This is a genomic window from Leptotrichia hongkongensis (assembly GCF_007990635.1).
Classification (GTDB): Bacteria; Fusobacteriota; Fusobacteriia; order Fusobacteriales; family Leptotrichiaceae; genus Leptotrichia; species Leptotrichia hongkongensis.
The window spans coordinates 2,102,735-2,124,315 of the sequence record NZ_AP019846.1; the positions used below are offsets into that span (position 1 = coordinate 2,102,735).

18 protein-coding genes and 1 tRNA gene are annotated in these 21,581 nt (G+C 28.1%); 1 reads left to right on the plus strand and 18 read right to left on the minus strand.

Annotated features, from left to right (window positions below):
- Positions 1 to 9: 9 nt before the first annotated feature.
- Positions 10 to 600, minus strand: a complete 591-nt coding sequence (locus FVE75_RS10025; RefSeq protein ID WP_147006296.1) for a GNAT family N-acetyltransferase — start codon at positions 598 to 600, stop codon at positions 10 to 12.
- Between the two features lie 163 nt (positions 601 to 763).
- Between FVE75_RS10025 and FVE75_RS10030 the strand changes: the two genes are divergently transcribed.
- Positions 764 to 1,510, plus strand: coding sequence for an acid phosphatase (locus FVE75_RS10030; protein WP_147006297.1), 747 nt, complete (start codon positions 764 to 766; stop codon positions 1,508 to 1,510).
- Between the two features lie 242 nt (positions 1,511 to 1,752).
- Here FVE75_RS10030 and FVE75_RS10035 read toward each other — a convergent pair whose 3' ends face one another.
- From FVE75_RS10035 to pglX, 17 genes are all read right to left on the minus strand, one after another.
- Entirely contained in the window at positions 1,753 to 2,898 is a 1,146-nt protein-coding gene (locus tag FVE75_RS10035; protein WP_147006298.1) for a low temperature requirement protein A, read from the minus strand.
- 372 nt (positions 2,899 to 3,270) lie between these two features.
- A tRNA-Arg gene (locus FVE75_RS10040) sits at positions 3,271 to 3,347 on the minus strand.
- Positions 3,348 to 3,372: 25 nt separating this feature from the next.
- On the minus strand, positions 3,373 to 3,630 hold the full coding sequence (gene rpmB, locus FVE75_RS10045) for a 50S ribosomal protein L28 (RefSeq protein ID WP_018451587.1): 258 nt from the start codon (positions 3,628 to 3,630) through the stop codon (positions 3,373 to 3,375).
- A gap of 220 nt (positions 3,631 to 3,850) precedes the next feature.
- Positions 3,851 to 4,237, minus strand: a complete 387-nt coding sequence (locus tag FVE75_RS10050) for a pyrophosphohydrolase domain-containing protein (protein WP_147006299.1) — start codon at positions 4,235 to 4,237, stop codon at positions 3,851 to 3,853.
- Between the two features lie 431 nt (positions 4,238 to 4,668).
- A complete protein-coding gene (locus FVE75_RS10055) occupies positions 4,669 to 5,130 on the minus strand; it encodes a hypothetical protein (RefSeq protein WP_147006300.1) in 462 nt (153 codons plus the stop codon).
- A 107-nt stretch (positions 5,131 to 5,237) separates the two neighbouring features.
- The gene (locus FVE75_RS10060; protein ID WP_147006301.1) at positions 5,238 to 6,005 is read right to left on the minus strand and encodes a Bax inhibitor-1/YccA family protein; all 768 of its coding nucleotides are present in this window, start codon (positions 6,003 to 6,005) and stop codon (positions 5,238 to 5,240) included.
- 164 nt (positions 6,006 to 6,169) lie between these two features.
- On the minus strand, positions 6,170 to 8,080 hold the full coding sequence (gene thrS / locus FVE75_RS10065; RefSeq protein ID WP_147006302.1) for a threonine--tRNA ligase: 1,911 nt from the start codon (positions 8,078 to 8,080) through the stop codon (positions 6,170 to 6,172).
- Positions 8,081 to 8,335: 255 nt separating this feature from the next.
- Complete coding sequence (gene brxL / locus FVE75_RS10070) at positions 8,336 to 10,417, minus strand: protease Lon-related BREX system protein BrxL (RefSeq protein WP_147006303.1); 2,082 nt, start codon at positions 10,415 to 10,417, stop codon at positions 8,336 to 8,338.
- A 42-nt stretch (positions 10,418 to 10,459) separates the two neighbouring features.
- Positions 10,460 to 12,991: a BREX-1 system phosphatase PglZ type A gene (gene pglZ / locus FVE75_RS10075; RefSeq protein ID WP_172618820.1), complete on the minus strand. Its 2,532-nt coding sequence runs from the start codon at positions 12,989 to 12,991 to the stop codon at positions 10,460 to 10,462.
- 228 nt (positions 12,992 to 13,219) lie between these two features.
- A complete protein-coding gene (locus FVE75_RS10080) occupies positions 13,220 to 13,681 on the minus strand; it encodes a GNAT family N-acetyltransferase (RefSeq protein ID WP_232052544.1) in 462 nt (153 codons plus the stop codon).
- Positions 13,659 to 13,841, minus strand: coding sequence for a hypothetical protein (locus FVE75_RS10085; RefSeq protein ID WP_006805581.1), 183 nt, complete (start codon positions 13,839 to 13,841; stop codon positions 13,659 to 13,661). The genes FVE75_RS10080 and FVE75_RS10085 overlap by 23 nt, the downstream gene beginning before the upstream one ends.
- A 99-nt stretch (positions 13,842 to 13,940) precedes the next feature.
- Positions 13,941 to 14,342, minus strand: coding sequence for a hypothetical protein (locus FVE75_RS10090; protein WP_147006305.1), 402 nt, complete (start codon positions 14,340 to 14,342; stop codon positions 13,941 to 13,943).
- Between the two features lie 343 nt (positions 14,343 to 14,685).
- Positions 14,686 to 15,072 carry a DUF6088 family protein gene (locus FVE75_RS11110; RefSeq protein WP_269472181.1) on the minus strand — a complete coding sequence of 129 codons (387 nt, stop codon included), beginning with the start codon at positions 15,070 to 15,072 and terminating at the stop codon, positions 14,686 to 14,688.
- A gap of 149 nt (positions 15,073 to 15,221) precedes the next feature.
- The gene (locus FVE75_RS10100; protein ID WP_172618821.1) at positions 15,222 to 15,656 is read right to left on the minus strand and encodes a hypothetical protein; all 435 of its coding nucleotides are present in this window, start codon (positions 15,654 to 15,656) and stop codon (positions 15,222 to 15,224) included.
- Between the two features lie 662 nt (positions 15,657 to 16,318).
- The gene (locus tag FVE75_RS10105) at positions 16,319 to 16,741 is read right to left on the minus strand and encodes a hypothetical protein (RefSeq protein WP_147006307.1); all 423 of its coding nucleotides are present in this window, start codon (positions 16,739 to 16,741) and stop codon (positions 16,319 to 16,321) included.
- Positions 16,742 to 16,769: 28 nt separating this feature from the next.
- Positions 16,770 to 17,738 (minus strand): toll/interleukin-1 receptor domain-containing protein, encoded by a 969-nt coding sequence (locus FVE75_RS10110; protein ID WP_147006308.1) that lies wholly within the window; start codon positions 17,736 to 17,738, stop codon positions 16,770 to 16,772.
- A 17-nt stretch (positions 17,739 to 17,755) separates the two neighbouring features.
- On the minus strand, positions 17,756 to 21,541 hold the full coding sequence (pglX, locus tag FVE75_RS10115; protein ID WP_147006309.1) for a BREX-1 system adenine-specific DNA-methyltransferase PglX: 3,786 nt from the start codon (positions 21,539 to 21,541) through the stop codon (positions 17,756 to 17,758).
- Between the last annotated feature and the right edge of the window lie 40 nt (positions 21,542 to 21,581).

Here is a 21,581-nt window from a genome sequence, read left to right on the forward strand (position 1 = left end):
TTTTACACTTTATTCAAGCTTCAAAATTTTTCTTAATTTAATTTCATCAATTTCTGATATTTTTCTAACTGGATTAGGATTATCAAAATGCTCATTAATAGCCTTTTCAAACCAGGTAACACCAATCCATTTTCCAAATTTATACCCTGAATTTTCAAAATATGCAGCCTTTTTAAATCCAAAGTAATTGTGTAATTTTTCGCTGTTTTCATTAGGATCAATTACAAGTCCATAAATATTTACAACATTCTGCAACTTCAATATTTCAATCAAAATTTTATATAACTTCTTCCCAATTCCATTTCCATAAAATTTTTCATCAGTATAGACAGAAAGCTCCGCATCCCACTGATAAGCTGCCCTACTCCAAATTTTATAAGCGTAGGCATAACCAGCAATCTCATTTCCACATTCACAAACAATATATGGATATTTCTCTGAAATTTTTCTTATTCTTCCTCTAAATTCATCAATTGAAGGCACTTCATACTCAAATGTAATAGTAGTATTTTCAACATATGGTTTATAAATTTTTAAAATTTTTTCAGCATCTTCTTCAGTTGCAAATCTAAAAATTAGATTTTCTTTTTTTACTTTCATCTTTTTATACCTCCGTATATTAATTTTACTTTATTAATACGAATATGTTAACACTTTTTAATATAAATTTCAATGAAATAAAACTTTAAATTTACTATTGACATTTATTAAAAATACGGTATAACTTAATTAAGAAATTCTATAAGAAAAGGATGGTTAAAGTATGAAAAAATTACTATTAGTTGGTGCATTTTTAGCTACAAATTTGATTTCATTTTCTGCAGGGAAAGGAAATGATGTAACAACAAAACCAGATGTTTATTTTTTAAAAAGTTCACAAGTTGTAAGCAGTTATGATTTATTGCCACCTCCGCCGGCAGTAGACAGCATTGGATTTTTAAATGATAAGGCTCAGTACGAAAAAGGAAAATTGCTTAGAAATACTGAAAGAGGAAAACAGGCATATAACGATGCACGTGTAGAAGGAGATGGAGTCCCTCGTGCTTTTTCAGAAGCTTTCGGATACACAATCTCAGCTCAAACAACTCCAGAAATTTTCAAATTAGTTACAAAATTGCGTGAAGATGCAGGAGATTTAGCTACAAGATCTGCAAAACAGACATATATGAGAATCCGTCCATTTGCATATTTTAAGGAATCAACTTGCCGTCCAGAAGATGAAGCAAGCCTTTCAACAAATGGTTCTTATCCTTCAGGACATACTTCAATTGGGTGGGCTACTGCATTGGTTCTGGCTGAAGTAAATCCAGCAAGACAAAATGAAATTATAAAACGTGGTTATGAAATGGGACAAAGCCGTGTAATTTGTGGATATCACTGGCAAAGTGATGTTGATGCAGCTCGTGTAGTAGCAAGTACAGTTGTTGCAACACTGCATTCAAATAGTGAATTTAACGCTCAACTAGCCAAAGCAAAAGCAGAGTTTCAAAGATTAAGCAGAAGAAAATAAGAAAATAAAGATACTACATTTTAAAACCTTTCTTAGTTTTGTAAAGTATTTTTTATATAGTAAAACTAGTTTAAAACAGAACTCAAAAATTATGACTATTTTGCTCAAACCCTAAATTATATAATTTCTATCAGTTCAATTTTAAATGGGTTCGAGTATATATTCTTCAAAACAAATTTGAATAGAAATATAAAAAAAGTGGCCAGTACATTTTGGCTACTTTTTTTTATGTTATAAACTCATTAAAATAACCCCCAGTTAGATTTGGAATATTTTTTATTCTGTGTCACATAAAAATAAATAAAATGACTGGCTATAGCTAGAGCAAAAATGGTTGTTATACTCACTACTATTATAGGATTAGAAGCAAAGATTAAAGAGAGAATCAAGGCAGCCAGATAGAGTATCGCTTGGACACAGTAGTAACTTTTCGAATAGCTAAGATAGTGTTTGTTATAGGGCCCATTTACTAGGACAGCAGCTTGAAAGAGGCCAAGTCCGATATAAGAGAAGCTGGTTGCAAAGAGACGATTAGCTTCAGGATTCAGAAGAAAACTCATCGAAACAGTCATCATAATAAGTCCAATGAAAATAGGATAGTGACTGTAAATTAAAAATAGTCCCTTTTGACTAGATTTTTCATCAATAGCATGGTCGAATTGACCAAAATAAAACAAGAACAGAGAAAGCGTAATAATGAAATAAAGAAGCGAATAAATCGAGAAATTCTCGACTGTAAAGAAGTTAACTAGCTCCATAATCATCTCTCCAAACGTAATAATGACAAGAAGGGAGATGCGCTCGATTAAATGGGGGAGATTTACCTGGTAATGCTCATCTTTATTAAGCAAGATAATTGGCATAGTAAATATTAGCAGAATACTAGCAAATAAGATATAGACTCTAACGTAAATAGGAAGAAGAGCTGCTAGATAGACTCCTAAACTTCCTAGACCTGTTATCCATAGAAAACCTTTGATACTTTCCCGATTAACATCATCGGTTGATTTTCTAAAAAACTCAACCAAATATTGAAAAAATAAGGTGAGGGTTAATGTACCAATAGCCCAACAGAGATAATGAAAATATTGTTGCCAATTAGGTCCCATCATATTGGCTATAAAGAGTAAAAGTCCCATTTTGATAAACATGATTACGATGTTAAATAAAGAGTTCTTTCCATAGCGATTGGTATAAACGGTTTGAATCATCCAGGAATCAGTGAGAACCAAGACAGCCATGAAAAAATCAAAGAAAGAATTCCAAGTCAAAATACCGTTATGAAGATGGTCAATTAAAGTAGTTGCTTTTGAAATTGCAAAAACAAAAACTAGGTCATAAAAAAGTTCTGAAAATTCTACACGTTTATGTTTAATAAGAGTTGTCATATTAAGTCCTTTCTATTTTAGAAGTATAATTTATTATAACAGAAATGGCAATGAAATACAAGGAGATTCTTAAATAACTTAATGTGGCGCGAATTGTCAACACCTTGACTTCTTTTGTCATTTACTTGTAGTGTAACCATTCCCTTTTTTATTTCATTTGTAGCATAATTTATTGGTATTATTAGATTTTTAAATGAATGTTGGGTACTTATAATCAATCTTAAAAATGTTGTAACTTCTTTTGGTAAATAAAAAATTGTTCTGATTTGTCTTGTTATTAAAAATAAATTTACTTTACTTATAAAAAATAAAAAGGACATCATTACGATGTCCTTGAATTTTATATTCCATTAAATAATTCTTTACATAAAATGGCGTACCCGTGAGGAATCGAACCCCAAGCCTTCTGATCCGAAGTCAGACGCTCTATCCAGTTGAGCTACGGATACACAGAAAAAAGTAAGTTATAAAAACTTACTTTGCTAAGATTTTTAATATTTTAGGGCTTAATGTTTCTTTGTTTTTTAACAAGATTTTTTTAACTTGGTCGTTATTTTTCCCTTTTAATGTTTTCATTGCTTTTGTACAAACTCTTACTCTAACTTCTTCATTGTTAATAGTTAAAAGCATTGTTTGTAAATTTGGCCTCCAAATTCTTTTTGTAGCTCTGTGAGAGTGACTTACTCTATTTCCGTGGCTTACTGTTTTTCCAAAAACTTCACATCTTTGCATCTTTATTCACCTCTACTAAAATATTTTAGTAGTTCTCCTTTCATCTTTATTTTTTTTACAGTCATTTACTGTTTTTTATTATAATATATTAACTTAACTCTTTTAAAAAAAATCGTTATTCAGTTAAAATTATTTTTACATATCGGAATTTATTTTATCATATTTTAGGAATTTTTACAAGTTATTATCCATATTTTTTACTTTATTTCACAAATTTTCCTTATTTTTGAAAAAATTGCTTTAGATTTGGCGGAAAATAATTCGGTCCTTTTATTACCTTTCCGTCTTCACGATAAATTGGATTCCCGTTTTCATCCAGCTTGCTAAGGTTACTTCGATGAATCTCCTCAAATACATCCTCAATAACATCCTGCATCCCATGCTCAATTATTGTCCCACAAAGAATATAAAGCATATCTCCAAGAGCATCTGCAACTTCCACAGCATCTCCTCTTTTAGCCGCTTCTAAATATTCCTCATTCTCTTCTTTCATCAAATCAAATCTCAATTTTTCTAGTCCATTTTCTAATTTCCCGATTGGCTTGTCAGAATTTCCAAGTTTATAAATTCTGTGAAATTCTTCAACACATTCTATTTTTCTTTTCATTATTATATCCTTTCTTAAAATTTATTTCTAAATATTTAAATTTTCTATTCTTAAATTCTAAATTATTTTTCTTACATATTCTTTTTTATAATTTTTAACTTTTTGACACAAAGGTATCAAATACAATACCTATTGTTTCACAATAATACCTATTATAACATATTTAACTGATTATCACTTAATAAGTGTATCGAAAGTTCTATGAACTGCTCCAGATTTACATAAATCTTTCTTATAAAGAAAAAATATAAAACATAAAAATATCTATTAATAAATTATTAGCCTATTTTATTATTAACATTATCAAAAAATACATAGTTAAAGCTTTTACAATATCTGAATACAGTATAATCGCTGAAAAGAATCTTGTTTTTTCCAAAATTTCAGTATTGCCTTCTTCTACTTTTTCTAATATCTTAGTTTGTATATTTTTATGTCTTTTTTATTAACAAAACTGCCAATATCAGTGTTAGTAAGACTACTATTCCTGCAACAATGGCTTTTTGCTTGAAAAAAAATGTAAATTCACTATAAAAAATTGCAAGAATTAAGCCCATTATTAGCGACAGGACTGTTAAGGCGGATTTCATATTCTTTTTTTGTTTATTTATTAATATTTTTGGTAAAATGAATAAAAACAGAATTTCTAAAATAAATAAAATTATAAAGAATATTCCTTTTACATCAGGCACCTTTAATTTTCTTAATGACTGAATTATGTTATCCAATTCAAAAATCATATAGTTTTTTAGTATCATACACAGTAAAATTGAAATAGCAATTCCTGAAAATACCCATATTCTGCTTGCTAAAATTTCTTCATTTATAAATTTTTTTACTTCCTTGACTGTTTCGACATCTATTTTATTTTCTATTTTTCTGTTACTTTTCAAATTTTTCCCCTTTAATAAATAGAATAAGAGTTATTTCGAGATTGCATTAACAATTTTAATATTAATAATCCCAAGATAACCCTTTATATTTTTTATTAAATTATTTTTTATCTTTTTCTTCCTAAAATTCTTACAAGGCTCAAGAATAAGTTTACAAAATCCAAATATAATTCCAAAGCACCAACAATTTCAATTTTGTTAAGAATATCAGAATCTTCATGAACTGCATAGGCAATAACATTATTTTTTATTCTGTTTACATCAACTGCAATATAAACTGTAAAAATGATTACACCTAATACTGACACAAACAAATCAATTGCACTATTTCCTAGAAACATATTTACTACACTTACTAATATCATTGCTATTATTCCAGCTGTAAGCAATGGCACAAATCTAGTCAAATTTTCCTTAGTAAAATATCCATAAATTGCTAAAACTACAAAGATTGACAATGTTCCTAAAAATGCTGAGCCGATTACATCTGGAGCATAAATAAGTCCAATAGCTGAAAATGTCAATCCGCTTAATGCTGAATATATTAAAAATATAAGTTTTAGAACACTCGAATTCGCTGTATAAACTAAAGCTGAAAAGGCTAAAACTGCAACAACTTCTAAAATAAGAAATATCCAGTATTTCTCTACTATCATATATGCAATAGGATTTTCTTTTATTACTCCATTATAAACCATAAAACCAATACCGCCCGTTATAAGAAGCCCTATTACCATCCATATCATACTTCCGCGAACTTTTGAAATTATAAGTCTGTTTAAATCGTCATAAGTCATTGACATTTGTCCGTTATATTCGTTGTAATCATCGTTATTATGATTGTAAGTTTCTAATTCATCATAATCATTTCTCATAAAAATCACCTCATTAGTTTAGTATTTTTCATTTCTTCAACCATTTTAATAACTTGAACATCTTAATCCAAAATTCTATATCCAAGCTATCATCTATTATAATATTATAACTTTTTACTTTTAAAAGACTTTTATTTATCAGTTAAATTACTTAATCTTATTTTTTATTTTGAAAATGGAACAAAAGATTCCTGTTTCAAAGTTTGGATAATTTCATCAACTGATACGTTTTTACTGTCTTGTGAACCAAATCTTCTTACATTTACTTCGTTGTTTACAACTTCATTTTTACCAATTATTAGTTGAACTGGTATTTTTTGATCTCCGTTTGCTTCTCTGATTTTGTATCCAATTTTTTCTACTCTTGTGTCAAGCTCTACTCTGATTCCTGCATCTTGAAGTTTTGTAAACAATTCTTTTGCGAAAGGCACCTGTTCGTCAGAAATTGTCAGGATTCTTGCTTGTACTGGCGCTAGCCAAGTTGGGAACGCTCCTGCGTAATGTTCAATCAAGATTCCAATAAATCTTTCCAAACTTCCGTACATTGCCCTGTGAATCATTACTGGCTCATGTTTTTCACCATCTGCACCTATATAGCTCATTTCAAATCTTGCTGGAAGGTTAAAGTCTAACTGGATTGTTCCACATTGCCAAATTCTTCCGATTGAATCTTTCATCTTAAAGTCGATTTTTGGTCCATAGAATGCTCCATCTCCAGGATTTAGCTTGTAATTAATTCCTTTATGTCCCAAAGCTGATTTCAAGTTTGCTTCAGCCATTTCCCATATTTCGTCTGAACCTATTGCTTTATCAGGTTTTGTTGATAATTCAATGTGGTATTCAAATCCGAATACAGTGTAAAATTTATCATATAAATCAATAATTTCGATAATTTGTTCCTCAATTTGCTCTTTCGTACAGAAAACATGGGCATCATCCTGTGTAAATGCTCTAACTCTCATAAGCCCATGTAAAGCTCCACTAAATTCGTGTCTGTGAACAAGCCCCATTTCTCCATATTTCAATGGCAAATCCTTGTATGAATGCAAGTTATTCTTGTAGGCAATTATTGAACCCGGACAGTTCATAGGCTTTATTGCATACTCTTTTTCATCAATTGTTGATGTATACATATTTTCACGGTAATTGAACCAGTGTCCAGAAATTTCCCACAATTCCTTATCTAGCATAATTGGAGTTTTTATTTCCTGATAACCTCTTTTTTTATGCTCAACTCTCCAGATTTCCTGCAATTTATTGAATAATTCCACACCTTTTGGCATAAAGAAAGGGAATCCAGGCCCATGCTCGTCCACAAAGAACAAGTCAAGCTGTTTTCCTAATTTTCTGTGGTCTCTCTTTTCAGCTTCTTCCATCATTGTCAAATAGTCATCCAGCTCTTTTTTTGTTGCAAAAGCTACTCCGTAAATTCTTTGAAGCATTTTATTGTTTGAATCTCCACGCCAGTAAGCTCCTGCTGTTGACATTAGCTTAAATGCTTTTAGGTAGCCAGTCGATGGAATGTGTGTTCCACGGCATAAGTCTATAAATTCACCTTGCTGATAAATGCTAACTTTATCTGCACCCAGGTCTTCAATTATCTCAACTTTGTAAGTTTCACCTTTTTCAGCAAAGAATTTTTTTGCTTCTTCGGCAGTCATTTCACTTCTTTTAAATTCATAATTTTCTTTTACAATTTTTGTCATTTCCTCTTCAATTTTGGCTAAATCTTCTTCAGTAAACGGTTTTTCAGGGTCAAAATCATAAAAAAATCCATTTTCAATAACAGGCCCTATCGTAACCTTTGTATTTGGGAAAAGTCTTTGCACAGCCTGAGCCATAATATGTGCCGCACTGTGTCTTATAATTTCTATCCCTTTTTCACTTGTATTAGTAATTATTTCAATTGTTCCAGATTTGTCAATAATATGAGATGGATCAACTTGCACACCGTCAATTATCGCCCCAACGGTTGCCTTCCCAAGACTGCTCCCAATACTTTTTGCAAATTCTACAACAGTCATAGGATTTTCCAACTGTCTCTTACTACCATCAGGCAAAATCATTTCTATCATTTCGATTCCTTCTTTCTCTCTTTTGTCAAATAAAATTAGGCTCTAGTTAGCCTAATCACATAATTATTTATTATAGTATAATTCTTATTTTTTTTCAACCTAAAAATACATAAAAAATTAAATAACATTTAAATATGTACTGTATAATCAAACGCAACAAAAAATGTATAATGAGGTTTAATATAAAAAAGTCAAATATAAAATTGTTTTTATTACTAATAATGAAGTTACCTTCCTCTTTCAATAATTAGTATTCTATTCCACCCCTAAAGCTTTAAATACAGCATCTTCTGCCGTGGAATAGAATATCAGGTTGAAAGCTCCGATTAAATCTGATGGTACAGATGCCAAATCTGATGCTGAAGTTATTGGCAACAGTATCTTTTTTGCTCCTGAATCCAGACATACCTGTAATATATTTGCAAGTTCAGATATTTTTATTATTGTTCCACCTATACTTAAATTTCCTAAAATTACTGCACTTGAAACAACAGGTTTATTCAGTGCAGCCGAACAGATGGCAACTAAAGTAGCTAATGTTAAATCTGAAGTCATTCCTATCCCTTTCATGTCTTGATAATTAACCACATAGTCATTATTCACTGTGCTTATACTTCCACTTATGGACTTCCCATTAGCTTTTAAATATTTAAATGCTGTTTCAGCAGCTTCTTTGGCATCCCGATTATTTCCCAGCCCTGTTTTTTCAAATTTTCCTGTTCCTTTTGTTATCTGTGTTTCAATTTTAAACAATCCTATCATTCCATTTTTACCATGAGAAACAGTATATAGATGTCCTGCTTTCCCAACTCCTTCCGGAATAAGGCTTCCGCTGCTCTGTTCAGGAACAGATACATATTCTTCATTAAAATCATCATTGCTTATATAGGAGAAATTCACATCATAAAATTCCATTCCTCCTATTTTCTTAAGCTGTTCTTTTACTCTCCTTCTCATTTCAAGTGAAAATCTTAAAATTTTCTCAACATCTTTCTTTTTAAACTTTCCATGAGGATAAACTAATTTTATCATTCCTGAAACTGTTCTTTTTACAGCTATAACATCCCTCTGATTTAACTGATTTCCAAGTCTAAAATATTTATCATGAGCATCCGAATATGAAATTTTACGTAATTCCCGCATTATTTCAGCATAGTAGTCTGTTATAAAACCATAATTGTCAGTAAAAAATTCAGGCCGGTATTTTGGAATTTCCCATCCTGGTAAGTAGCAGTGCATTCTGTCTAAAAATGCCGTATCTTGTCCCATTACATCTGGAAAAGGATCAAATAAATGGGAAGTTTTTAAAAGAATATCTACACTCTGATTTATATTTCCAACAAAAACCATTCCTGCAGTAGCATTCTTTTCTTCCTTTCCTCTGGCAAATGAACCTGAAGCCATATAATCCTTCATTATCTGAACTCCATCCTGATCCTTGAACTTTATTCCAGCAACTTCATCAAATGCAACACAATCCCATAATCCTACCAGACCCATCGTCCCTTTTCCCATATTATAAAATAAATTTGCCACCGTTGTCTGTCCTCCGGATACAAGTATACTGTTAGGACTTATTTCCTTATAAACATGCGATTTTCCTGTCCCACGAGGCCCTAATTCACAAAAATTATAATTATTTTCTACTAATGGGATTAATCTTGCCAAGTGAAGCCATTTCACTCTTTCATTGAATTTATCAGGTTCCATTCCTGTACTTCTTAAAATAATATCTATCCATTCCTCATCAGTAAAATTTTCTCTCATCTGCTTAAATTCTTCAAAGTCAATTTCAGGCATCTGTACTGGTGTTAATTTTCTTATTGTGACTGGATTTCTATTCTTGTCTCCTTCATCATAAAAATATTCCAACTGTACTATACTCCAGATACCTCCTCCAAGCAGTCTTTCATATTTTGATGGATAAGCATCAGATATTGGTATCCCTTTTAATGCCAGATTTGAAAATTCTGCTTCGTATCTATTTTCTCTTAAGTTAAGTTTTACTGTAACTTTATCTATTACAGTATAAGATGCATTTTCTCTTAATTTTGATTTTATTTTTTCTGCTTCATCTGGTCTGACATAATTTTCAGCCAGTATTTTTTTAACTGTCTTCAATCCCTCTTCTATATCTTCATCATTTGTAGAAGAACAGTACATCCCTAGCAGATATTCCAATACATAAACCGGAACATTTGCTCCTTCTTTTATTTTTTTTGTCAAATCCTTTCTGACAATTTTCCCAGAAAAATATTTATATAATTTTGTATTTATTTCCTCTATGTTTTCATTTTGTTTTTCATCTGTCACTTTTCTATTATTTACATCTTCCATCTTTTATTTTTCTCCTTATAAAAATTCTCAGAAAATCATATTCTAAAACCCAAAATCATCGGCAAATAATACATCTATCACCATCTTTTCCCTAATTTCTTCGATTTCAGATTCTTTATCCTTTACAATTAAATAATAGTCTTCATTTTTATTATATTTCTGATTTTTCAAGGTAAATTTAAACTTCTTTATTCTTTTTTTAGTCTCTCCTTCTTCACTGTCTGCCTTATAGCTTTCTATATTTGAAATTATATTATCATTCCCATCAATAAAGAAAATTGCAAATTCTGAAGGTTTTATAATATCTGTAATAGCTTCCTTCTGTAAAAATTCTAATGAAATTGCAAGACTTGTTATTTTTCTTACTTCAGATATTAGACTTACCTTCACCTTTTCAGTATCTACCGCTCCTTTGGCAGTTCTAACTTTTACAACAGGAACTAGCATTTCATGTAATGAAATTCCTCCATGATAGTAATTCTGCCCACCACCACTTACTTTAAATATATTTGAAGTATTAGGAGAAAGCACTTTCAGAGTTTCTTTTTCATCGTTTAAAATTTTGGAAAGACCAATTTCATTTACTCCTATAATATTATAATCCTTTTCAGTAATTATATATCTCTTATTTATAATGTCATTTTCATCGAAAGAATTTTCTATTTTATCAAATTCTTCTATTTTTCTTCTTTTGTAAATAAATCCATGATCTGAAGTAACTATTATATTGTTAATTGATTCTACTCTCAATTTTTTTATGAGGTTCATAATTTCATCCAAAGCCTCGTGACAGGCATCAAACACTTCATCTTCAGTATTTGCCTTGTCACCTCTGGCATCTATCTGATTATGATATATATACACTTTCTTTTTATTCCTGAACATTTCCCTTACTTCATCTTTTGTAGCTTTAAAAACTTTATCAAAATCAAGTGCTACCGAATCTTCATCATATTCCTTCATTATCTTTTCCCTTTTTACTCTGTCATTACATACTTTTCCATCTACAAGTACTTTAAAATCCTTTTCAGATGTTTTTATTTCAATTTTTTTATGTGGAAGTAATGAAGCCATACCTAACTTTGTAATAGAAGGAAGTATGCTCATCTGACTTTCCATTTCAGCATTCATTTTTTCATCTTTATTCATTTTTCCGACTAATTCTTTTGCCACTTCATATCTAAAAGCATCTGAAATTATGACTACAATCCTATTTTTATTTGTTTCCACATAATTCTTATAAAAATTTTTCTGTAATTTTATTTCTTCTGGAAGATTATTATAATCCAGAAGTTCATTAAACTTTATATTTAATGGATTCAGAAAATCATCTGTATATCTCAGTTCAATTATTTTTGCCAGTTTTTCGTATTTTTCACTTTTTTCCACCAGCTTATCATAATAATAGTAAAATTTTCTGTAATATGTATCAATCCAGTAATATTCATTATCATATGCTTTTATTAATTCGTGTATATTCCCAGAAAAATTAAATCCTGTATTTTTTATACTATTGTATGCATATTTTAATACCTTATATTCTATTTTCAAACTGTCATTGTCATTATTATTTTCCTGTCGTAATTTTATTATCTCCATAATGGATTTATCCTGCAATTTTGCTGAAAAATTTTCATCACATATTCTTTCAGCTATCCATTCTGTTATCTTTTCATCAGGAAAGTCAAAAATATCAAGTTCAAGAATATGTTCAGGTAAAATATTTTTAAAATATTTATCCTGCTTTATGTGTGAATATACTTCTGAAACAAGATTTTCAAAATCATTTCTATATTCAGAAATTTTTCGTAACTTGTTCAAAAATATTATAACTGTACTTTTCACATTTAATTTATTATATTTTTTTGGCATTTCTTTCGTAATTTTTTCAAATGTATAAGTCAAAAATATTCCAAGTAACAGTTTAGTTAAATTAGGTTCATCATCAATGTATCCAAATTTCAATCTGCACATATCCCAGAATTTTTCTTCAAGATTATATTTTCTAAATTCTGCAAGATATCTGCTTTCCTTTCTGTTGGCATCTGTAATTAAAATTCTTGTAATATCTTCAAAACCGTCAAATATTTCAGCTTTTGAACCAGTAATTGCCCTCATCAGGATAATTTCCATATCTTCTCTTTTTGATGGTTTACTGTCATTAACCAGTTTTTCAAACTTTTCCCTTCTGTCCTTCGCTTCAAAAAACTTTCTATGCTCTTCCATTACTCCTTTGAGTTCATCGTTTATTTGCAGATTCTGAGCCATTATGGAAATCCAGTCTGTTAAAAACACCTTTGAATACATTATTGTGTCAGCAAGATGATTTTCCCTGTTTTCACCTCGTTTAAATGGAGCATATATTAAATAATTTGTTTCCTTTTCCTGTCTTTCAAGAAGTATTTTTGTTTTAAAAAGCTCATCCTCACATAATACAAGCAGTTTTGCATTTTCCAGCTGCAATCCTTCAATTTCTGACAAAAATTCCTGTTTTTCATCATACCAGAAAACAAGTCTTCTTCCTTCTTTCTTAAATTCACTATTAAGTGTATCTGTAATTTGTTCTAAATTCAATTTTCTCACTCCATGACTTTTTATATTTTTAAATAAAAAGCCTCATTTATTTCTTTTTAAATAAAAGAGACTTATAAAATCTTTATTTTTAAAAATTATCTAATCTTAGTATCATTGTTTTTAAGTTATTTTCTGAACTGAATTCTTTTATCAGATTAAATCCATAATTTGAATAAAATCTTATTAGTGAACTGTTATCTTCACATTCTAACCATAAATATTTTGTATTTATAATTTTTTCACGATTAATAATAATTCGTGTGCCAACGATATTATTTCATTACCTGTTATCATATTTTTATCAGAAATATTATAATTTTTCCCTATTTGTGCCAACAAAAAACTGTTTACAACATAACTTCCATCTTTCAATCTTCTTCCACTCTGTGAAAATCTTTTCTGTTGTGTCCTACTAAGATTAAGAAAATTTTCTTTTTCAATAATTAAACTTTTATTTGCAAATGTAAAATACCCCAATATTTCCGTTCCCTCTTTATTGTAAATAATATGTGTCGCAGAAAGTGATTTTTTCTCAAAATCTATAGCTTTATTATGTAAAAAATCCTCAATACTATTTCTATCTCTACTTCTAAAAGTCTTTAAAATTTTTTCTTTTATAAAGTCATCGTCTTTCAATTTTTCTCTTAATTTCTGCAACGATATAGTTTCACTCTTTTTCTTTATATCCAAAATTCTTTGCTATCCTCAAAATTTCTTCTGGGTCATCCACTATTTCAAAATCAACATCAAGTTTTTTAACTTTCTTTTTACTCTCCATTGCTTCCAGTACTTCATCTGCATATCTTGCAGGAATTCTCAAAGCATCAAGTAATATACTTTCTGTAGCCATAATTACCACTCTCCCTTTTTTTAACTTTATTTTCATTTTTATGATACCATATCTATTTTAGAGTGTCAATTAGATTTCAATCTCTTTCTAAATAACCTCTTATTTAATGCACTTATACACAATAACATTAATAATACAAAATATCACTAATATTAAATAAAGTAAAAATCTATTTTTATCAAAAAATCTCGTATCTCCACCTGTTTTCTTTATATTTTCTGACATTCCAATTTTAGAAAACTCAAAATAAATCCAGCTACCTAATGTTGACCAGTAAAAAGAAATAATTCCTTCCGATTCAAGCATTATGTAAAACCAAAACTGATATATCATATAAATTATTAAACCTAAAATAATGAACAATAACTCATTTTCTTTTCCTGTATTCTCTTTCGTTTTCTTTCTAAAGTATTCCATAATATAAATTATGCCTAAACCCAAACCACCCGTAAGAAATAAAGCAAACATTAAGATTAATCCCATAATTAAATTTATAATCATTCTTAAATCTCCTTTCTTTAATAATGGTTTTATGTCTCTTTTTATTTAGTTGTCATTGTCCTTTTGTCCCAAATTTTGTATAATTTTTGAGACAGTTTACAAATAATATTTCTTTTATATTTTTACTATTCATAAATTGCAATATTAATTACAACATTTTCCTACCTATATAATTTTATAAATCCAGGCTGATGCCACTTTTCCTTCCTCAATTAATCTTTCTTTTTGTTCTTCTGTTAGTTTATTTTTTAAAATTTCTCTATGATCTTCTGTCACTTTATTTTTCCCAATAGTTTTTAATACATGAATAACTATGACTGTTTCAATAGATAATATTGGAAATTTACTTATTGTTTCTATCTTTAAACTCTATTACTGTATTTCCAAATGAAAAATCTACATATCTTCCGTCTGATATATATGTCCATTTGAAAGGTACCTGTGTCGAGAGTCCTAATAAATTTAATGCCGTATTTCCAGAAGGTGCTATTGTCCAGTTATATTTTCTGGCTATTGCCTTAGCAACTTCATGAACTGATGAAGCTTCATACTCTTCAATCAGTTCATTGTATTTAGGATTATAATATATTCCTTTTAAAATTTTCTTTATTTTTTCTGAATTTGTAAGCCTGTTCAATGTTTTTCTTACAGTTTCATAATCAGCAATATCAAGAAAATCAATGGAAATAAATACTTTGTCATTATTAAAATTATCTATTCTATCCTTTATTTTTTTTTCATACTTCTATCTCCTTGTCCTAATTACTGTATAACTTTTGGGACAAAATTGCAAGGGAGGGGTTATTTAATTTGATTGTTTTGTTTTATTGTATGTTTGCACAAATAACATAAAATTTCAAGAAAAATTATAAAATTTATTTACTTTTTAATCAATCCTCCTATATATTTTTTTTCATTAAGCTGAAAAGTATTCATAATTCTATCTCGACTTTTATAATCCATCGGATGTGTGGAGCAATGCATTATCAATAAATGTCTCATTAGATTTTCAGCAATTTTTGAATAATCATACTCTTTTATTTCATTTTTTATTTCATTTATGTCAACTTCTTTCATATACCACATACGTATACCATGCTTTATAAGAGATATAGCTGGTGTTTTTTTATCTTTTGATATCTCATTTATTATTTTCATTAGATAATCAGATCCAATAGAATGAATAGTTTTATAAATTATAAAAAATATTAAATTATAACATAACTCCCAAAATATTCTCTTAGCAAGTTCTTTAGTATTATTTTTACTTTTAATCTCTAATTTACCTATTCCCTTTTCTATTAACTCTAACATGTACTTTTGAAATTCTTCATCTTTAATTTGATAAAGTATAAAATTTAATATCCTTAAATTCAATTCTATACTATATAATATCATCTCTTTTAACAATGTTTTTTCTAAAGAACCAGGTCTATTTTTAGCTAAGTTTCCTATAACTTCTACTGTTCTGATACTTCTTCTAAAATTATAAATGTCTTCATCTTCAATTTCATTATCTGAATCAACATATAAACTTTCCTCATCAATTTCAGTATTTTCTGAAATTTCTTCTAATTGTATATTTTTTTCTCTTATTTCATTAAAATCATTAACTTCTGGTAAAAAAATTCCAATATATTATCAAAATTTATATTTATTTCTTTCATTTCATCTATTTTCAAAGTTGTAACTTTACTATTTTCAAATAACTCTAAGGAATTCAATAATATTTCTTCAAGTAATTTTTTTCTTTTGAATGATGAGAAATAAAAATACAAATATATGAATTCCTATCTAAATGTAAATTTCTTACTAATTTATTTATACTATTTTCTTCTTCTTTATAATGTTCGGACAAATATTTTCCAATAAAGTAATAATATAAATATGGATAGAAAAATTTTATACTTCCCAACGACGTTTTTTCAATATTTTTGATTTTATTAAACTATTGATTACTTCTTCACTATCAAATACTAAATTAAAGTTTTTTTCATAATTCTCCAAAATTTATCTATATCAGTTTGATATAATTCATATATATTTTTACTAAATACATAGTAAGATAATTCACTTAAAAAATTTAAATATATATCTATTGCATCATTTCTTATTCCGTTTTTCCAAAAATTCATTTGTATTAAAAATTGATAGCAATAGCCTTGTGACGTTATTTCTTTATCTAAATTTTTATTTGTTTCAGAATATCCAAGAACAGATAGAAGAAAAAAAGGATATGCTGGCATAATTCCATTATTAAATATCTTACCTATAGTTGTGTTCAAAAATTCTGTTCTTTTATCATTTTTCTTCATAATTTCATTTTCATTTGATACTTCGTCTTTCAAATTTGACCATTTTTTTATTAATTCATCTCTTAATTTAGGATCTAATTCCATTCTTCTGTATTTAGAAAAATTTGATCTGTCATTTTAAATGCAGAGTGTGTGTGTGATCAGTTAACAATATTATATAATTGAACTTAAGTACATCATTTAGAATTTTATCTTTCTTTTTTAACAAATGAAAATCATCAATAATAATAACAAACTTATCTTTTTCATTTTCAGCATTTTCTAAATTTTTATACTGTTTATTTATTATTATTTCTAATATTCTTTTAAAATTATTCGTTAAATTTTCTGATTGATTTATAAGAATTGGAATATACCCTTCATCAAATAAATCTTTTGTTATTTTTTTGGATAATGTTGTTTTCCCTGATTGAGCATCTCCCGATATCATTATATATTTTTCATTTTCAAGTTTTTCACTTATTTTTTCTGAACTAAAAAACTTATAACTATCACTATTTTTTATATCTTTTTCTATATTTGTCAATTTAGGGTAAACAAATATATCCTCTAAAAAAAGAGTTTCTTTTGCATTATGTGAATTAGATAATATTTCCATACTATTTAATTCTTCTTTAAAATCTTTTGTAAATTCAAGTTCTTGTTCTTTTTCTTCTTTTAAACTATCTAGCAATTCATTATAACTTTCTTTATTTGTATTTATTTGTTTTAAAAATAATGCAAAAATCCCCTCTAAAAAATCAGGTAATACGCTAATTTCTGAACCTTGTATAATAGGTATCACTATTTTTGTTTTTTTATTCATATGACTTGCTAACAACCTAGCTTCATATGCAACTCCAGTTGGATTATTACCTCTATTATCTGCTCTATTTTTATATTCTGAAGTACAAATAACAAGAATATATTTTGATTCTCTTATTGATTTCTCCATAAATTCTGTTACTTCATGTCCATGCCTTAATACACCATCATCTATAATGACCTCAAAACCATCTTTTTGTAACTTATCCTTTAATTGTTTTACTTGATCTGTATCAGCATCATTTCTACAATATGAAATAAATATTTTCTTTTTCATAAATTTATATCCTCCTATTATTTTACCTTCCCCAATATCTCATACTTCTTCCCATCACGTCCAGTCTGCACTTTCTCATAATTGACTTTCACTCCGTCATCCAAATCAATCGAAATATATTCTGAAGACAAGTGATTCATCTTTTCATCAAATTGTTTACATTCATCAAGCTGTGATTTTATCTTTTTTAGCTCCTGCTCAGCTTTTTTTCTGTTGTTATTACTTTCAATTTCATCTTTCAGAAAACTTGCCCTTCTTTCATAATGTTTCTGTAGCTCATGCAGATATCCAATTCTAACCTTTGCTGTAGTCTGTTCATTATAACGGTGCATATAAATCAATGCTTTAAATCCATTTTTCTTTCCTGCATCATAAAGCCAGTAAATTGGTCTTTTTTTGTATCTTTTCAAATGATCTTCATAAAAATTCTTTAAGAAATATTCTCTTATAATATCTTTTGGAGCATCATTTTTATTAGATAAGGCTTGTGATATAAATTTAAGATTTTCTTCAAGTGTTTCTTCTCCATATACTATTTTTACAAATTCTACAAATCTTGTAACAATATCATCACTAAAATATTCACTGTCAGTAATTGGAATACAGTTATCTTCATCGGAAATAAATTTGCTATATTTATTTTTATCAAATTCTCCTCCTGCAAATACAAGGCCTTCCTCATCAAGCGAATAACGCCCAAACATACATCCGACAGCATAGGAAATAAATTGTTTTATTAAAACATTTTTATTAAATTCTAAACTGACTCCTCTATCATATAGATATTTTTCTGACTCACTAGAAAAATTCTTAGGAATACTATTATCAATCTCAACAATTTTAGCTTCTTTCTTTAAGATAGTGATATCATCAAAAGAAACTTTTTCATCCATTTCATCTTGTAATTCATAAATTTCAATGAAGAGTCTATTTAACTCTTCTTCATTTTTATGTAATTGTACAAAATTATCTCTCCAATGAGAACAATAATTTTCATAAGCAGTCTTTAAATCTTTTCTATCAATTAAAGATAGTTTTTCAAAATCCCAAGAAGTTTCCCTTGAATCCCATTCTTCTTTGGAGATATCTATATTTTGCTGAGCTAAAATATCTATCTTTTCTTTTATTTCAAAAGATTCTGAAAAGATTAATGGTAATCTTTTTATTTGTTCAGGACCAAATGTTAAAGTAGGAGATAAAAATTTTAAAAGACTCATACTAATAGTACTATTTAAAAAACTTGATAGATATAAAAGATAGTTTTCTTTCATAAAACAAGTAGGTCCTGAATTTCCAAATAAAACTCCTTCTGGAACAAACCTATTTGAAAGTAATTTACTTGATATTTCAGACCAAGTTATACATTTTTTAAAATAATAAATATTATCTCTTAAACGAAAATTATTGTTATTACAATATTTAATTTCATAAGAATCATTTTCCATATTTATAACAACTTCTAAATTTCCATACCATTTTCTAAAACTTCCTCCACTTGTTGCAGGAGTCCATTTATAATTTTTTTCAATCATTTCTTCATAATTTCTTAACAAAAATCCTATTTTTTTTAGAGAGACTTCATACCATAATCTAGTATATTTCAAATCATTGCCAGTTAGAACTCCTTTTTTAGTATTACCATATTCACCAAAGAATATATTTTTTTCAAATATTTCTCTTACTTTATCACTTACCCAATAAGCTATAGGGCTTCCTGGTATTTTTTCAAAATTCTTTTCATTTGTTTCATAAAAATATCCACAGTTTTTGTTTTCTAATGCTTCTAAAACTTTTTTACTTTGAAATTCCATATCGCCTTTATAATCATCTAGTCTTATAAATAATCCTTTTGAATCCATTTTTTTAAAATTTCCAAGAACAAATGTTATTACATCAACTGTTGCTTCCTTATAAAATGATCCTTTCGCAATTTGAATCAAACTTTCTATTTTTTTATCTTCAATAATATATTTTCTTAACTCTTCATATGTTTTTATAAACATCCATACATTCGGTGTCATCCATCCAGAATATCCATCTTCAACAAGAAAATCAAATGCTCTTACCATAAATACAGAAAACAAATCTCCTTTATAATCCTTATAATTTCCTTCTACAAATTTTTTCAATTTTGGATTGTATTTATTCAAATATGGCGGATTAGTACAGACTACATGATACTTATTCTTTAATATTTTTGCAGTTTTTACTATTTGTTTCATTGTTGAATATACATTCTCTTTCCATATTTCTCCCATTAAACTTCCTGTATATCTGTCTCTGCATTCATCCAAATATCTATCAAAACTGTCATAATCAAAATTCTCCACTTTTATTAGACTTCCTATTTCTCTTGCATCTTCAAATGTTCTTATTAGATATTCTCCAACTTGATTTTGTTTATCATCTGTTGTTACTCCATCAAGATAAAAATTTGTTCTCAGCTCATCCATATTTATTTTTTTTGAATTTTCTAATATTTTTTTACTTTCATTATCAAATAACAAATAACTTTCTTCAGTATAAGTTAAATTAGGAGATATTCCTCTTGTAAAAAATCTCCTATCGTATTCCCTACCTTTTATCATTACTGCGAAGTACGTCAACTGATAAGCTCTTTTATCTATATCAAGTCCATAAATATTCTTTTCTATTATATTTTTTACAGCTTCTCTGTCACTATATCCTGCTTCCCTGTAAATTTCCATTAGTATATCAAAAGCATGAACCAGTATATGTCCACTTCCCATACAAGGCTCTAAAAATTTTATTTCTTCAGGAGATATTTTTTCATCTATATATGCAATTTCTTCATTTTTAGGAGTTACAAAATATTCCAGTTTATCTTTCAGCTTACTGTCAGGATTTCTCTCAATCCAATATTTTCCCAAAGAATTCTGTACCATATATTTTACAACCCAGTCAGTAGTAAATATTTGTGTTGCTATTGGTATATCTTCTTTTGCAATAGTACCTTTATTCATTCCGACTATTTCATTTTTTTTCTTTTCATTATAATACTGATAAAGCCACCCAATAACTTCTACTTGACTTCCAATTCCTTTTTCATCTGATGAAATTCCTATATTATTTGATATTCTTATATTATAAAGTCCTGCTAATCCTATCCCATTATTTTTATTTTCATTATTTTTATTTTTTATTTTAAAATTCTCTTCTCCAACTTCATCCACTAACTTTCTCAATATTCCTTCTTCATCATTTATCGAAATTGGCAAAAGTAACTCTGAATAATCTTCGGCTTCTTCAAATAATTCAGGCAATATTTCATTAAGTTTATTACATCTTTTTATAAATAAAAATTTGAAGAGCTCTTCTATTTTGTTCTCTTCTTTTAACTTATAAACATTATTTTTTTCATCATTTGAAAATTCCAGATCTGTATCAAATACTTCCCTTATTATTTGAGGTTCCCTGTCATTTTCTCTGTCAGAAGATAAAATTTTTATTCCATCAGGAATATAATCATTCACTTCCATAAATCTAATAGCAATAATTCTATTAAACCAGGTATATGCTATTTCCTCAACAAATTCATTAAAACACTTCTTAAAATCTTCATTTTTTCCTCTTGTTTTTAATACCTCAATTATTTTTTCTCTCTGTTTGACTTCCTTTTCATTAAATTCCTGTCCATTAATCTTTAAATAATCATCTTCTTTTACAGTTTCTTCTCCTATCCCTTTTTCTGTAATCCCCATCAATTCCAATTTTCTTTTTATATCATCTTCCATTTTTTCTTTTGCGTTTACTGCAAAATTTCTCAATGCTACTTTGTCCATTGATAGCTCCTAAATTTAAATTTTAACCCCCACCTTATTT

What these genes read in the sequence shown, in the direction of transcription:
- FVE75_RS10025 (WP_147006296.1), bottom strand. Translation starts at nt 600, where the DNA reads ATGAAAGTAAAAAAAGAAAATCTAATTTTTAGATTTGCAACTGAAGAA.
- FVE75_RS10030 (WP_147006297.1), top strand. Translation starts at nt 764, where the DNA reads ATGAAAAAATTACTATTAGTTGGTGCATTTTTAGCTACAAATTTGATT.
- FVE75_RS10035 (WP_147006298.1), bottom strand. Translation starts at nt 2,898, where the DNA reads ATGACAACTCTTATTAAACATAAACGTGTAGAATTTTCAGAACTTTTT.
- rpmB (WP_018451587.1), bottom strand. Translation starts at nt 3,630, where the DNA reads ATGCAAAGATGTGAAGTTTTTGGAAAAACAGTAAGCCACGGAAATAGA.
- FVE75_RS10050 (WP_147006299.1), bottom strand. Translation starts at nt 4,237, where the DNA reads ATGAAAAGAAAAATAGAATGTGTTGAAGAATTTCACAGAATTTATAAA.
- FVE75_RS10060 (WP_147006301.1), bottom strand. Translation starts at nt 6,005, where the DNA reads ATGAGAAATGATTATGATGAATTAGAAACTTACAATCATAATAACGAT.
- thrS (WP_147006302.1), bottom strand. Translation starts at nt 8,080, where the DNA reads ATGATAGAAATGATTTTGCCTGATGGTAGTAAGAGACAGTTGGAAAAT.
- brxL (WP_147006303.1), bottom strand. Translation starts at nt 10,417, where the DNA reads ATGGAAGATGTAAATAATAGAAAAGTGACAGATGAAAAACAAAATGAA.
- FVE75_RS10085 (WP_006805581.1), bottom strand. Translation starts at nt 13,841, where the DNA reads ATGGCTACAGAAAGTATATTACTTGATGCTTTGAGAATTCCTGCAAGA.
- FVE75_RS10090 (WP_147006305.1), bottom strand. Translation starts at nt 14,342, where the DNA reads ATGATTATAAATTTAATTATGGGATTAATCTTAATGTTTGCTTTATTT.
- FVE75_RS10100 (WP_172618821.1), bottom strand. Translation starts at nt 15,656, where the DNA reads ATGTTAGAGTTAATAGAAAAGGGAATAGGTAAATTAGAGATTAAAAGT.
- FVE75_RS10105 (WP_147006307.1), bottom strand. Translation starts at nt 16,741, where the DNA reads ATGGAATTAGATCCTAAATTAAGAGATGAATTAATAAAAAAATGGTCA.
- FVE75_RS10110 (WP_147006308.1), bottom strand. Translation starts at nt 17,738, where the DNA reads ATGAAAAAGAAAATATTTATTTCATATTGTAGAAATGATGCTGATACA.
- pglX (WP_147006309.1), bottom strand. Translation starts at nt 21,541, where the DNA reads ATGGACAAAGTAGCATTGAGAAATTTTGCAGTAAACGCAAAAGAAAAA.